General features: G+C 58.5%; 9 protein-coding genes and 1 tRNA gene. 6 read left to right on the top strand and 4 right to left on the bottom strand.

What is annotated here, in order from left to right:
• Nucleotides 1-3 precede the first annotated feature (3 nt).
• Nucleotides 4-759: an SDR family NAD(P)-dependent oxidoreductase gene (locus tag BDD14_RS19030; protein ID WP_130420241.1), complete on the top strand. Its 756-nt coding sequence runs from the start codon at nucleotides 4-6 to the stop codon at nucleotides 757-759.
• 69 nt (nucleotides 760-828) lie between these two features.
• Here BDD14_RS19030 and BDD14_RS19025 read toward each other — a convergent pair whose 3' ends face one another.
• The 3 genes from BDD14_RS19025 to BDD14_RS19015 form a co-directional block, all read right to left on the bottom strand.
• Nucleotides 829-3,090, bottom strand: coding sequence for an outer membrane protein assembly factor BamB family protein (locus BDD14_RS19025; protein ID WP_165420156.1), 2,262 nt, complete (start codon nucleotides 3,088-3,090; stop codon nucleotides 829-831).
• Between the two features lie 59 nt (nucleotides 3,091-3,149).
• Nucleotides 3,150-4,565: a Gfo/Idh/MocA family protein gene (locus BDD14_RS19020; protein WP_130420237.1), complete on the bottom strand. Its 1,416-nt coding sequence runs from the start codon at nucleotides 4,563-4,565 to the stop codon at nucleotides 3,150-3,152.
• A gap of 144 nt (nucleotides 4,566-4,709) precedes the next feature.
• Nucleotides 4,710-7,019, bottom strand: a complete 2,310-nt coding sequence (locus BDD14_RS19015) for a tetratricopeptide repeat protein (RefSeq protein ID WP_130420235.1) — start codon at nucleotides 7,017-7,019, stop codon at nucleotides 4,710-4,712.
• 196 nt (nucleotides 7,020-7,215) lie between these two features.
• Here BDD14_RS19015 and BDD14_RS19010 point away from each other — a divergent pair, with 196 nt between their 5' ends.
• The 4 genes from BDD14_RS19010 (at nucleotide 7,216) to BDD14_RS18995 (ending at nucleotide 12,174) form a co-directional block, all read left to right on the top strand.
• Nucleotides 7,216-7,959, top strand: coding sequence for a 3-oxoacyl-ACP reductase family protein (locus tag BDD14_RS19010; RefSeq protein WP_130420233.1), 744 nt, complete (start codon nucleotides 7,216-7,218; stop codon nucleotides 7,957-7,959).
• A 129-nt stretch (nucleotides 7,960-8,088) separates the two neighbouring features.
• Entirely contained in the window at nucleotides 8,089-9,339 is a 1,251-nt protein-coding gene (locus BDD14_RS19005) for an MFS transporter (protein ID WP_242618057.1), read from the top strand.
• Nucleotide 9,340: 1 nt separating this feature from the next.
• On the top strand, nucleotides 9,341-11,353 hold the full coding sequence (locus BDD14_RS19000; protein ID WP_130420231.1) for a YjhG/YagF family D-xylonate dehydratase: 2,013 nt from the start codon (nucleotides 9,341-9,343) through the stop codon (nucleotides 11,351-11,353).
• Nucleotides 11,350-12,174 carry a fumarylacetoacetate hydrolase family protein gene (locus BDD14_RS18995; RefSeq protein WP_130420229.1) on the top strand — a complete coding sequence of 275 codons (825 nt, stop codon included), beginning with the start codon at nucleotides 11,350-11,352 and terminating at the stop codon, nucleotides 12,172-12,174. The genes BDD14_RS19000 and BDD14_RS18995 overlap by 4 nt, the downstream gene beginning before the upstream one ends.
• 43 nt (nucleotides 12,175-12,217) lie before the next feature.
• Here the strand turns inward: BDD14_RS18995 and BDD14_RS18990 are convergent, their stop codons facing one another.
• Entirely contained in the window at nucleotides 12,218-13,816 is a 1,599-nt protein-coding gene (locus tag BDD14_RS18990; protein WP_242618056.1) for an aldehyde dehydrogenase (NADP(+)), read from the bottom strand.
• Between the two features lie 845 nt (nucleotides 13,817-14,661).
• On the opposite strand from BDD14_RS18990, the gene BDD14_RS18980 reads away from it, so the two are divergent.
• A tRNA-Ser gene (locus BDD14_RS18980) sits at nucleotides 14,662-14,751 on the top strand.
• The last annotated feature ends 56 nt before the right edge of the window (nucleotides 14,752-14,807 follow it).

Genomic DNA, 14,807 nt, shown 5'->3' with positions numbered 1-14,807 from the left:
AAGATGAAGTTAAAGGGCAAAATCGCCGTTGTAACCGGAGCAGGCCAGGGCATCGGACGAGGCATCGCCGAAGCCTTCGCGCACGAAGGAGCGGATGTCGTAATCAACGACCTTACAGCGGATGATCGAACGGAGCTGGTCCGGAAAAACATAGAGAGCAAGGGACGCCGGGCTCTGGTCGTCGCGGGGGATGTCTCTTTGCGCGCTGATGTCGAGCGAATCTTCGACACCGCCTGGAAAGAACTCGGGCCGGTCGACATATTGGTCAACAATGCGGGAATCGAGACCATTGTTCCCTTCACAGAGCTCACCGATGAGCAGTGGGACGATGTCACCCGCACAAACCTTAAGAGCGAATGGATGTGTTCCCAGGCGCTCTGCAAACGTCTCATCGCCGAAGGCCGAAAGGGCGCCATCATCAATATCGGGTCCATTCAGGCCGCCCGCGTGCTGCCCGGCCGTACCCACTATGCTCCCAGCAAGCTGGCGATCGAGGCCCTTACTCGCAACATCTCTGCCGAAGTTGGAGCTCACGGGATTCGCGTCAACTGCATCCATCCCGGCCTCATCGACACTCCCATGATCCGATGGGTCCTTGAGAGCCCCGATATCCTGCCCCACGTCGTCGCACAGATCTCCCTTGGCCGACCCGGCCTTCCCTGTGAAGTCGGCGCCGTAGCAGCCTTTCTCGCCTCCGACGAAGCCGCATACGTAACGGGTCAGTCCCTCTACGTAGATGGTGGATGGGTCGGCAAGTAGCAGGCATCAAAAAGGGCAAGCGAGAAGATTTCAGCATCTCTCGCTTGCCTTTTTTATTGGGTCCAGAACTTACTTCTTGGCCCGAGAGGATTCAGGAAGCGCGTAGGCATAGTAGCCCTGAGTCTGCTCCGTCGGCTCAGTCGTACTTTGACTCGGTTTAGGCTGATCCCCAACGACCTTATCGGAGTTCAGTCGCGCACTGAGGGCGATATATTCCCTTCCATTTACCTCATAGATCGTTGGGATACCTTCAGGACCTCCCGGCATCTGTATCTCCGAGATCTGCTTGCCCGTGTCCTTATCGTAGATATGCAGCTTCGCATCAGACCTAGTTCCAATAACGATGAGGCCTCCGGCCGTGACGACTGCACCGCCGCGCGGCCAATAGCTCCCAGTATTCCGGATACCTTTTTCCACCAGTTCCGTAACCTCGCCCAGGGGAATCTGCCATTTCATGTCGCCCTTGTTCATGTCATAGGCGGTGAGGGTCGACCATGGAGGACCGATAGCGGCAAGACCCTCGCTCGAATTCATATACCCGTAGCCGGTCCAGTACCGTCTCCCGCCCGGTCCCAGCTTCGCGGTCGTAGCCGGAGGAGCCATAATCCGCGCAAGCATATCGGGCGCCAGATTCGCTTTCTCCGGCGACTTCAAATATGCAATCAGATGATCGATGTCTGCAGTGTCCAGATCAGGAAACGCCGGCATCGGAGTCAAACCACTGTGCACGGCCTCACGAACGCGACCCTCTCCTGCCCGCTCCACAACACCCTCGAGCGAAGGAATCGCCGGCGGCTGTCCCTTCCGATTGGCCACGTGGCAGGACTGGCAGTTCTGCATATAAACCACCTGCCCCTGCGTCTCTGGAGATCCTGGGATCTGACGTTTCGGTGGCTTCGCCTCCAGATGAAGCAGCGAGGGAGCGTCCTTTGAAACGACGTAGAAGGTATTGGTCGCCGGGTCGATTGCGCCGGAGCCCCAGTTCCCTCCGCCATTATTTCCCGGCGTCTCCATCGTCGTTCCAAGGGTTGGAGGCGTAAAGATGCCCTCCTGTCTGGCGCCTTCAACCTGCTTCTTGATCGCCTCTCGTTCCTTCGGATCGGCGATGTACGGATTCACCATATCCGCCGTGAACTTCTGCCGGGCAAATGGAGGAATGTGCGTCGGGAATGGTTGCGTCGGCCAGCTCTCCTCGCCAGGCACATCGGACTTGGGAACAGGTCGCTCCTCGATCGGCCAGATCGGCTTTCCATTCGTCCGATCGAAGACATACACGAAGCCGTTCTTGCCGGCTTGCACAACCACATCGACCATCTTTCCGTCATGATCGATGGTCATCAACTTGGGACCGGTCTCGAGATCGTAATCCCAAAGATCATGGTGCGTCGTCTGAAAATGCCAGATGTACTTGCCCGTCCTGGCATCGAGCGCCAACAGGCAGTCGGAGAAGAGGTTGGCGCCAGGACGGTCAGCCCCATAAAAGTCATAGGTCGGCGAACCGAGCGGGAAATAAACGATCCCTCTCTTTTCATCGATCGAGAACTCGCCCCAGTTGTTGGTTCCGCCAACGTACTTGTAGGCATCCTTCGGCCACGTGTCGTATCCCATCTCCCCGGGATGCGGAACCGTGTGAAACTGCCAGACCAGTTTTCCGGTGACCACATCAAACGCCCGAACATCTCCCGGAGGCGACTCATACTCCTCGCCGGTCGCTGAACCGGTAATGTACAAATTCTCAAAAACTCTTCCCGGAGTGTTGGACTGAACCTGGCGAATCGTCGAAGGAACGCGCCCAAGCCCTTCCCTCAGATCCACCGCTCCATTCTTGCCAAAGGAAGCAACATCCTTGCCCGTACGAGCATCGACCGCATGAAGTTCGTTATTCATCGAAAACAGCAGACGGCGATCGGAACGATCCTTGCTCTCCCAATACGTCATGCCGCGATGCGAGATCAAACGGGGATGATGCGTGTCATAGACCCATATCTCTTTTCCGGTCGTGGCATCCAGGGCAACAACCGTATTGTCTTTGCCGTAGACAAACATCACCCCGTCAACCACCAACGGGTTCGATCCATAGCGGAAACCATTATTTCCGGAGGCATAAAACCACACCTGCTGCAGTTGTCCTGCGTTCGAGCGATCAATCTGCTTCAACGCGGAGTACTGCGCATCGCTATTGGAACCTCCATAGCTGGTCCACGAAACGTAAGACGTCTTTTGTGTGGCAGTCGCCGCGTCAACCGTCCCAGACCGAAGAGACAGTGCGGTAACAGCTCCTGTAGCGAGAATCCCCATTCCCGCATATGCCTTCCATGAAACTCGTAGCATCGTTCTGCCTCTTGCCCAGTCAATTGATACTGAAAACATTCATTCGGCGTAGATCGCTCTCACGCCGGCAGTTCCCATCCCTTGCGATACTTGCGCCCAAACATCGCGTTCGCGCTCTCGGAGTTCAGAAATCTCTGCTTCTTGCCATCGAAGCGCAGCGTCGTGCCCCCGTGAGCGATCGCAATATTCCCCAGCAGGCACAGCTCGGTAATATGTCCGCCATACTCCCAGTTGCAGGATGGTTGCTTGCCCTGCTTCGCCGCGTCGATCCACTCCACCCAATGACTCGACGGTCTGGGAATGGTTCGCGATGGCCTCTGAAACTGACGATCCACCTCTTCAGGCAGAAGCCACACCTGTTTTTTCTCCCCGACAACACTGCTGTAGACAGGTCCGTATACCAGCACCCCCTTGGTGCCATACACAATCCCGCCGCCCGTTGGAAGCGGTTCCTCTTTTTTCCATCCTGGCGGAACCGGAGGAGTGTCGTATCCCCACCACTTCACGGCCACCGCAGGGCGGTTCCCGCGCGCAGGGAATCGGAAGTTCACATGCGAGACCCGAGCGAACATCTCTTTCGCAGCCTTCCCTGAATAGTCCGCGTCCGCGTCTCCTTCAATCGTCTCCGGGTAATCAAGCTCCAGCGCCCACACGACAGGATCGAAGAAGTGCGGTCCATGATCGCCAAGGATGCCGGTGCCAAAGTCCTGCCAGTTGCGCCACCGCAAAGGCAAATACATGGGGTTATAGTTCCGCGAAGGTGCGGGACCCACAAACAGATCCCACTTCACCTCTTCCGGAACAGGAACGCTATCCCCGATATGCTCGCAATCCTGGTAAGCATTGATATAGCGCTTCCCCGAGCTCCAGTCCGACTGGAACACGTCGATCCGCTCGACCGCTCCGATCGCTCCGGCACGAATCCATTCCACGATCAATCGAACATCTTCCGAGGCATGCCCGACAATGCCGGTCTGCGTAGCCTGTTTCGGATAGCGGCGAGCCGCGGCCACCATCGCACGAACCTCATCCACCGTCGAGGCCAGAGGCTTCTCGCAGTACACATGCTTGCCCATCTTCATCGCGGTCAGCGCCGCGTGCGCATGCACGTGATCCGCCGTGCAAACCACGACGGCGTCGATATTCTTGTCCATCTGCTCCAGCATCACGCGCCAATCGTCAAAGCGTTTCGCACCCGGATGCTTCGCCGCTACCTCGATAGCCGGAGTAAACTTGCCCGAAAGCTGCGATCGGTCGCGCCAATCCACATCGCAAACCGCAACGATGTTTTCGCCCGCAAGCTCCCTCAGGTTGGCCGCGCCATAATTGCCAATGCCGATAAACGCAATATTCGCCTTGTCGGAAGCAGAGAGCACCCGGGGAACCCCCAGGGCACGCATGGCGCCAAGTCCGCCAAGCGCCGCAGCGCCTGCCAGCACTCGACGGCGAGAAAGCGTGCGAGTTCCATTCAACAAAGGGCCCTCCTCCGAGAGCAACGCTCTCGCATTTTTACTTGTTGCACAATTCGCAATATCACTTGCACATTGCGGAGCAAAATACTAGCAATCGAGAAAGAGAATCGTCAACGCCATTCTTTCTCAACGTGCTCTGCAGCGATCTCAGCGCAAAACCTGTCCCAGAATCCCTTGTGCGTGCTGGCTGACCTCTGCATCCGAGCTGTGTGCCGCGATCTGAATGTATCGAAACGCCTCCTCGCGCTGCCCCTGCCGCAGCAGCGCGAGGCCAAGTCCCAGATTCGCGTCCGGCCGGCCGCTCTGCAGCGCCAGGGCACGGCGGTACTCCGCTGCCGCGTCGGCAAACCTGCCCTGCGCGCTCAGCAGGTCGGCCAGGTCTGTATGAACCTCCGGATCAGTCGGCGCCGTGCGAGCTGCCTCCTGCAGTTCATGCGTAGCTTCTGCATTGTTTCGTTCCAGAATCATAAGCAGTCCCAGGCCATGGTGCGCGTCCCCATAATCGGGCTTCAGCTCGAGCGCTCTCCTGAAATAGGCTTCGGCCTCCGGGTACCGGTGTTCCCCTACCAATAAATTGGCCAGATTGTTCTGTGGCGCCGCGAGGTTCGGCTTCAGCTGGATCGCTTCGCGAAAACTCTGCTCGGCAGCAGCCCCGTCCTGCCTCTTGATAGCGACCAATCCCGCGAGATCGTGCACCTCGGCGCGATCGGGGTTGATCGCAAGCGTGCGCGAGATCGCGTCCTGAGCCTCTGAAAGCTTTCCCTGACGCAGATACGCGTTGGCGAGATTCGCAAGCATTCCGTCATCTTCAGGATAAATTCCGGTCGCCCGCTCAAGTATCTCGACCGCACGCTCCACCTGTCCTCCGCTTAGCAGAGCTGCGGACAACTCACGCAGTGCCGCTCTGTCATCGGGATGGAACTTCAATGCCTGGTTGAAACTTCGAACCGCGTCCTCTGTCTTGCCGGCCCGAGCATACCCCGTGCCTAACGCAACGTAAGGCTCAGGCCATTGCGGATGCTGACGATCGAGTTGCGCCCGTAACTGGCCAATTCCATCGATTCCCGCATCATTCACCTTCGCTACCGCCAGAAGAAGCTGTTCCCTCGCCGTTGGCTGCGTGGACCTCGGATAGTAGATCTGCACCGGCGTCAGATCCTCAGGAAGCAGCGACTCCGGAAAGGGAGCCGTCAGGTCGCGCGCCGGACACACGCGTTGAATATAGTGATCCGTAAGGACAATGTGAACAGACCCTTCTGTCCGCCGCTTTGGCATATGACAGCTCAGGCAGTCGTTCCCCGCCGTCATTGCCACACCCTTATGGGAAACCTGCTTATGACAGGTCTCACAGACCGCAATGTATTGCTTCTTCGCTGCTTCGCCGCGAGGAATATCGTGAGGATTGTGACACGTCAGACACGTCATCTGCGTGTTCCGAAAGCAGGCTGATCTCACTAGCTGGTAACCGGCGTGCGCCACCTCGTAGTCATCGCTCTTGGGATCCTTGGGGCGCTCGAAGTAGGTCCTGTAATCCCCGAGTGGCTCTCCCGGCCGAAAAGAATAGAGTTCTCGCCCGTAAGCGCGAATCGCGCTCGGAACATGACGTGCGCTCGTCTCCATGTGGCATTCCATGCACACTTCCATCTGCCGATCTCGAGGCAGCTTCGCCGGGTTCACGATCTTGCTGCGAATCTCCGGAAGAGTCGCCTTTCCTCCGCTTGCTGCCGCAACATGCGCCGCGCCAGGTCCATGACATCTCTGGCAATCAATTCCCTCCGGAAGCTTTTCCGGGAAGATGGATTCTTCAAGCGCAGCCTGCGACGAATCGGTCAGCTGTGGATAGCCATTATGACAAAACATGCACTCCGGGCCGATGGCTCCATGCATGTCCGGGTGGTCGGCCCGGTCGAATCCAGGACTCATATTCCAGTACCCGGATCTTTCCGTATACCAGCTGACAGGCAGTTCCACCAGCTTCCCCTGGCTCGTCCTGTGCATATACGTTCGGGCCTGGTTCCCCGAACCCATCACATAATCGATTCGCTCCTCGAGAACATTCTCTTCCTTTCCGTCCTTACCCAGAGTGAAACGGCGCTCGTAAAACTTCCCGTCGCGCTCGATCATCCTGTATCGCAGACCCGAAGCTTTGTGAACAAAGGTATTCGCCTTCTCGTAGTCCTCGATCACATTCTCAGTCGTCGGCCTGTAAAACGACCGCCCCATCCCGGTCTTCTTAAAGGTCTTCGCGATCGTTCCATGACAGGTCGCGCACGCCTGCGCGTCGACATAACCAGTATTAAGCTGAGTTACAGTTGAGCCCTTGGTCTCTACGGTGTGCGGCTTTTCTCCAACCAGATGCCAGGCGAGAACCGCGGCCGCAACAACAGCACACAACATCGCCAACAATCCCCACGCCCGGCGCGGGTTCAGCTTTATCCTTCGAATCAAGCTCGGCATGGAGACAACGCTTTGACCCTCTCACTCAACGACTGGTCACCAAAAATAACACGGAATGCATTGCTCTATATGCAATTCCTATTGCGTAATGGTGCATCATCATAGCACTATGTTCCAGACGCTTGTCGAGCAGTTTTAACCGCGTTAGCCTTGATACGCTGAGGCAAAGACCAGACCGTTGCCTCCGGATCTGGAGATGGAATCTTCGTTGAAATCGCTCACCGGAAAGACGGCCCTCATTACAGGCGGATCGCGCGGTATAGGCCGTGCGGCAGCACTCTCTCTCGCGGCCCAGGGCTGTGACGTCGCCGTCAACTACCTGAACTCGGAGGAGGATGCCACTTCCATCGTTCGCGCCATCGAAGAACTCGGAAGACGCGCCTATGCCTTCCGCGCCGACGTATCCCGTCAGCAGGAAGTCGAGTCCATGGTGAAGAAGGTCCAGGCCGAGCTGGGCACCATCGACATCCTCGTCAACAATGCCGGGATCAATCCCTCCCGGCCCTTCCTTGAACTCGATGCAAGCGACTGGAGTCGAACCATCGAAACCAACCTCACCTCGGCCTTCCTTCTCTCGCAGGCCGTAATTCCAGCCATGCGGCAACAACAATGGGGACGCCTCGTCTTCATCTCCTCGGTGGCCGCCCAGACCGGGGGAGTCGTCGGACCGCATTACGCCGCCAGCAAAGCCGGAATGCTTGGACTCATGCACAGTTACGCTAACCTGCTCGCAAAGGAAGGCATCACCTCCAACGCCATCGCGCCGGCGCTCATCGAAACCGAGATGATTCGCAAAAACAAAAATATCCGTCCCGACCTCATTCCGGTTGGGCGCTTCGGCCACGCTGAAGAAGTGGCGGATGCGATAGCCTTCATCGCATCGAACGGCTATATCACCGGCCAGACCCTCAACCTGAACGGCGGCTGGTACATGAGCTGATCCAGTTTCCGCGCTTCATTTGAACCTCAAGGCATCTCCCAGGAAAAAGTGACTCCATCTTCTCCCAAGCCGAAATCGATCTCAGACAAAGCATCACCACTCGCCGCTGACATGAAGATTCAGGCAGCGTTGAGAAAGCGATGGACCTTCGTCCTTCCTGCGGCTTTTATTACCTACAGCCTGGCCTATCTCGATCGCGCCAACTATGGATTCGGAGCCGCCGCTGGACTCGCCGAAACGCTCCACATCACCGGCTCGCAAAGCTCCCTGCTCGGTGCCCTCTTCTTTCTCGGCTACTTCATCTTTCAAATCCCGGGAGCCCAATTCGCGAGAACCCACAGCTCGCGCTGGCTCATCTTCACGGCTCTGATCACATGGGGCTCCCTCGCCGCCCTCACCGGAGTCATCCGGACCTTCTGGCTGCTCGCGCTCGATCGCTTTCTTCTCGGAATCGCGGAAAGCGTCATCCTCCCCGCAATGCTGCTCCTGCTTACCCGCTGGTTTACCCGTGAGGAGCGTTCTCGCGCCAACTCCATTCTCATCCTCGGAAATCCCATCACCGTCCTCTGGATGTCAGCCATCACCGGATACCTGATCCAGTCCTTCGGCTGGCAGAAGACCTTCATCTTCGAAGGTATCCCCTCCGTAGCCTGGGCTCTTGCATGGATCCTCCTCGTCCGCGACCGCCCCGCCGACGCAGGCTGGCTCGATGCCGACGCCGCCCTGGCACTGGAAGAGCGACTGGCAGAGGAACAAAGATCGCTAGAGCCCGTGAAGTCCCTCAAACAGGCGCTCCTTCGCCGCGATGTTCTCCTGCTCTCTGTCCAATACTTCTGCTGGAGCCTCGGTGTCTACGGCTTCGTCCTCTGGCTTCCCACCATCGTGCGCCAGGGCAGTTCCATGTCGATGGGCGAGACTGGTCTGCTCTCCGCCATTCCCTATCTCGCGTCCATCATTCTCATGATCGTCGTCTCCTATCTCTCCGACAAGACTCTCCGCCGCGAAGCTCTTGTCTGGCCCTTTCTGCTCCTGTCCGGAATTGCACTCCTCGGTTCCTTCCTCCTTGCCAACCGAAGCTTTCCAGCAGCATTCGCCTGCCTTGTCCTCGCGGGGGGCTGCATGTATGCCCCCTATGGCCCCTTCTTCGCCATCGTTCCCGAGCGACTGCCAAAGAACGTAGCCGCCGAGGTCTTAGCCTTAATCAATAGCAGCGGAGCCCTCGGGGCATTTGCCGGAAGCTATCTCGTGGGCCTCCTGCAGGCCCTCACCGGAAGCTCGCGCCCCGGCTTCCTTCTCATGGCCCTTGCGCTGATATGCTCTTCTTTCCTCATCCTCGCTCTGCCAAAGACACCGCAACGCAACCGCGCACCACAAAACTGACATGAAGCATCCTCAAAGCACCATCTCAATCTCCAGCGTTCTCGAAAACGACTCTTCCCTCTTTGAGAGCATCAAGACCCACGCACGAGGTCCCGAGGGTGCGCTTCCCATCACGCCCGAGATGCTTCTCACCCAGCCCTCCGGAAACCTCTTCGGCCTTACCCAGGACGCCGGCATGGGATGGGAGCCCTCCCGTCTCCTCGACCCCGAGTTCCTCATCCTCAGCACCCACGGCGGTCTCCGCGCCCAGGACGGCACTCCCATCGCGCTAGGCTTCCACACCGGCCATTGGGAGGTCGGCCTGCTCGTCGCCGAGGCCGCACGCGAGTTCCGTAACCTGCACGCCATTCCCTTCGCAGGAGCCTGCACCGATCCCTGCGACGGGCGCACCCAGGGCACCGCAGGCATGATGGACTCTCTCCCCTACCGCAACGACGCCGCGATCGTCCTCTCCCGCCTCATCCGTTCCCTTCCCACGCGCAAAGGCGTCGTCGGAATCGCCACCTGCGACAAGGGACTTCCCGCCATGATGATGGCTCTCGCGTCCTGTGGTCCCTACCCCAGCATCCTCGTTCCCGGCGGAGTCACCCTGCTCGCGGACGAAGGCGAGGACGCCGGAAAAGTTCAAACCATCGGCGCCCGCTATGCCACCAATCAGATCACTCTCGAATATGCCGCCGAAGTAGGCTGTCGCGCATGTGCCACTCCCGGCGGAGGTTGCCAGTTCCTCGGAACCGCCGCCACCTCGCAGGTCGTAGGAGAAGCACTCGGTCTGGCTCTCCCTCACTCCGCGCTCGCACCCTCCGGCCAGCCCATCTGGCTCGACCACGGCGCGCGCTCCGCACGTGCCATGCTTCGCATGAAACACCTCGGCATCGGAACAAGCGATGTCCTCTCCGACGCCGCCATCCGCAACGCCATGGTCGTCCACGCAGCGTTCGGTGGCTCGACGAATCTCCTTCTACACATTCCCGCGATTGCACATGCCGCAGGACTCCACCGCCCAACCGTAGACGACTGGGTCAACGTCAATCGCCATATCCCCCGTCTCGTCGATGCTCTCCCCAACGGCCCCAACAACTTCGCCACCGTCCAGGTCTTTCTCGCGGGAGCCGTACCCGAGGTCATGCTTCACCTCCGCCGCGCCGGCTTGCTCGACACCTCCGTCCGCACCGTCACCGGCGAAACCCTCGACGAGAATCTCAACTGGTGGCAGCAGAGCGAGAGACGCAAAGCTCTCAAAGAGAGGCTGCGTGCACTCGATGGCGTCGATCCCGAAGACGTCATTCTCTCCCCCGACGAGGCCCGCAGTCGTGGACTCACCCCGACTGTCTGCTTCCCCATCGGCAACCTCGCCCCCGAAGGCTCCGTCATCAAGAGCACCTCCATCGATCCCTCTCTCATCGATGAAAGACATCGCTATCAGCACATCGGCCCCGCGCGGGTCTTCATCACCGAAGAAGCCGCCATCGCCGCCATCAAGCAGGGCTCCATCGGCAAAGGGGACGTCATCGTCCTCATCTGCGGAGGACCGGCAGGCGCGGGCATGCAGGAGATCTATCAGATCACCTCGGCGCTCAAGAATCTGCCCGATTGCAAACACGTAGCCGTACTCACGGACGCACGTTTCAGCGGCGTCTCCACCGGGGCCTGCATCGGACACATCTCTCCCGAAGCACTCGCCGGAGGTCCCATCGGGCGCGTGCTCGACGGCGACATCATCGAGATCGTCGTCGATCGCGACGTCCTTCACGGAAGCGTCAACCTCGTCGGCGAAGGCAGCGAGCGGTTCTCCGCAGAAGAAGGTCGTCGTCGCCTCCAAGCGCGAAGCCCTCGCGAAGATCTCGCTCCCCATCCCATGCTGCCATCCCAAACCAGGCTCTGGGCCGCGCTCGTCCAGGCCAGCGGAGGCATCTGGGGCGGCTGTGTCTACGACACCGACGCAATCGTCGCCCGGCTGCAAGCGCCCCAAACCAACTCACCCAATCCAATCCTCGGGAAGGAAACAAGATGAAGCTCTATCGCACGACGACAGGTTTCTACGCAGAGCAAAACGGCAGCTTTTATTCCGTCGAAGCCTCCGACTGGGATCAATTGATTGCAAGCCCCGACGTGTACGAGCGAGTCAAGACCGCACTGTCCGGCAAACCGCTCTCATCTCTCGACGAAAGCCAGATCCTCGCTCCGGTAGGCAACCAGGAGGTCTGGGCAGCCGGCGTCACCTACTTCCGCAGTCGCGATGCGCGCATCGAAGAGTCCAAAGACGCCGGCGGTGGAACCTTCTACGATCGCGTCTATAACGCCGAACGCCCCGAGCTCTTCTTCAAGGCAACCGGCCGCCGCGTCGTAGGACCCTATCATCCAGTTCGCATCCGCACCGACGCCACCTGGTCCGTGCCCGAACCCGAGCTCACTCTTCTCATCAGCTCCACCGGAGTCATCACCGGCTACACCATCGGCAACGACATGAGCTCCCGCGATATCGAAGGAGAAAACCCTCTCTACCTTCCCCAGGCCAAGGTCTATGACGGAAGCTGCGCTCTCGGCCCCGCGCTCCTGCTCACTCCCGATCCCCTGCCGCGCATCACATCCATCCAGCTTCATGTCGATCGCAACGGCTCCACGATCTTCTCCGGTGCAACCACTCTCGCTGAGCTCAAGCGCGACCCCAAGCTGCTCGCCGCCTATCTCTTCCGAGACAACACCTTCCCCCACGGCGCTTTTCTTATGACCGGCACAGGAATCGTCCCCGGCGACGACTTCACTCTCTCCAGCGGAGACGTCGTCCGCATCACCATCGACACCATCGGAACTTTAGAAAATCCCGTCGCCTAGCAAACCGAAGCTCTCACGCGTCTACGAACACACTAGAGCACATCTACGAGCGCGTGAGAGTTCCATTCATCAGCCGCATAATTCCCAGCGTATTTGCCCGCCGCAGCTCCACCGGCAGCGATCCGTCCGGACAATCCTGGTAGCACACCGGCCTCACAAACCGCGCAATCGCCTTCGTTCCCACGGAGGTCGTTCTGCTGTCCGAAGTAGCCGGATACGGTCCACCGTGCACCATCGCATGGCAAACCTCCACACCCGTCGGATATCCGTTGAACAGAACCCGCCCGACCTTCGTCTCCAGCACGCGAATCAGCTCCCCGGCATTCGCAATATCTTCTTCCGTGCCATGGATCGTCGCCGTAAGGTGGCCATGCAACTTCTCCGCCGCTGCCACCAGCTCATCCTTCTCGCCATATTGAATCAGCAAGGTCGTCGGCCCGAAGATCTCTTCCTCAAGCGAAGAATGTCCCAGAAACTCCTTCAGCGAAACACGAAACAACGTAGCCGCACCTGCCGCGACTCCATCGCTCACTACCGTATCGGCACCTGCGATCAGTTCAGCGTCGCCTTCCTTCGCGCGCTCCTTTACCGCCTCGGTGTACTTTGTCGCGATCCCCGGCGTCAGCATTCCCTGCTGCCCCAATGCGGCCACCCCTGTTCGCAACTGATCCGCGAACGACTCCATCGCCTCCGCTGGCCCAAACACCAACCCCGGCTTGGTGCAGAACTGCCCCGAGCCCAGCGTGAACGAAGCCTGCAACCCCTGCGCCAGAGTCTCTCTGCGCTCCTTCATCGCTCCCGGCAAAATAAACAGCGGATTCGTGCTTCCCATCTCCGCATAGCACGGAATCGGTTCCGCGCGCTCCGCAGCCAGGCGCATCAAGGCTTTTCCGCCATTTTGCGAACCGGTAAACGCAACCGCCTTGATCCCCGGATGCTTCACCAGCGACACACCCACTTCGACACCAGCATCGAACAGCAGCGAAAAAACACCCGCCGGCAAACCGCTCTCTTTCACTGCCTTCTGGATCACCCGGCCGACAAGCTCACTCGTTCCCGGATGCGCTGGATGCGCCTTCACCACCACGGGACATCCCGCCGCCAGGGCCGAAGCGGTATCGCCTCCCGCAACCGAAAATGCCAACGGAAAGTTGCTCGCCCCAAACACCGCCACCGGCCCCAGCGCTCTCGACATCGAGCGTACATCCGGTTTGGGCAGCGGCTTCCGCGCCGCATCCGCCTCATCGATCCTCGCGTCCACCCACGAGCCCTCTTCCACCACCTCCGCAAACAGCGCCAGTTGATTCGTCGTTCGAGCAAGCTCTCCCTGCAGGCGAGGCAGAGGCAGTCCCGTCTCCAGGTTCGCTCGCTCCACAATCGCAGCGCCCTGCTCTGTCAGCCCCGCCGCAATCCTCCGCAGAAACGCGCCACGCTCTCTGCCCGTGGTCCCGGAGAATGCGAAGAACGAAGCGCGTGCCAGCTCGACAGCTTCATCGATCTGCTCTTCCGTAGCCGAATAAAACACCGGCTCCATCTTCTGTCCCGTTGCAGGATTCACACCATGAAACGTCGCCTTGCCCGCCGACGCCACTCTGTCCCCAACCAGGGAAACTCCCGACAGGGAGATCTCAACTGCTGACATACATAGGCTCCTTCGCTCTCAGCTCCGACGGAACTTGCAATCTCCATTGCACGCTAAGAAATCCAGCGCACCCTCTGGCCAAAAGCCAGATCAGTGTAAATCACTTGGAAAACAGCGCGTGTAAAGCGAAGAAAACCGACTCGCTCTGGTCTGTGTTGAATGAGTAATTTGAGTTGGACTGGTTGCCTGATATTCGGAAGAAATCAGGCAGTTGGCGTTAACTGTGCAACCAAAGCCGCCGCTCGGCTCATGTCGTCATTCGGATCTGAATGGGTATGCCAATCTGAACCATCCGGTTCAAGCAACGACTACCCAGGTCAGGTAGTTTCTTTGCAAAGCAAGGGTAGGTGCTCAGAAGTGGCGCTGTATCACTTTGTCATATAAAGACCCTCACTCCCAAGGGTGGTCTGCAAGGCATTTTCCGTTCCCCAAGACACGAGGAAGAACCTATTCCAACTATTTCTGTTCATAATCTAAAGTCCCATCGATCTCTCGGAGCCCGCCTACGGGAAGGCCAGCAGTTCAAATATTTGAAATCTGAAAGAGAAATATCATGACATCAAGAATTCTTCGCCTGCAATCCGTAATCGATTTCACAGGGCTATCGCGCAGTCGATCTATCTGAGAATGTCAAAGGCGCCTTACCAAGACGAGTTCGCTCGGTGTCAGGGCTATCGGATGGCGTGAGACCGACATCCAGACTTGGCTCGACAATTTACGAGTGAAGAAGGCGACAACGCGGCTGCGCCATGTGTTATCGGGGGGAAGCATCCAACTCCGGCAACGGAATAAAAGATTAACGACTATTTTTGCGATACTGTCTGCTGCGTACTAAACTTTAGGTAGGAAGAGTGGCCGAGTGGTTGATGGCTCCAGTCTTGAAAACTGGCGTACCCGGAAGGGTATCGGGGGTTCGAATCCCTCCTCTTCCGCCATCCCATTTATTATCAATAACATAGAAGAGAATGTAACAACGGAAGTGGCGTTTCCG

The organism is Edaphobacter modestus (assembly GCF_004217555.1).
GTDB lineage: Bacteria > Acidobacteriota > Terriglobia > Terriglobales > Acidobacteriaceae > Edaphobacter > Edaphobacter modestus.
This window is presented reverse-complemented; position numbering and strand designations above follow the sequence as displayed.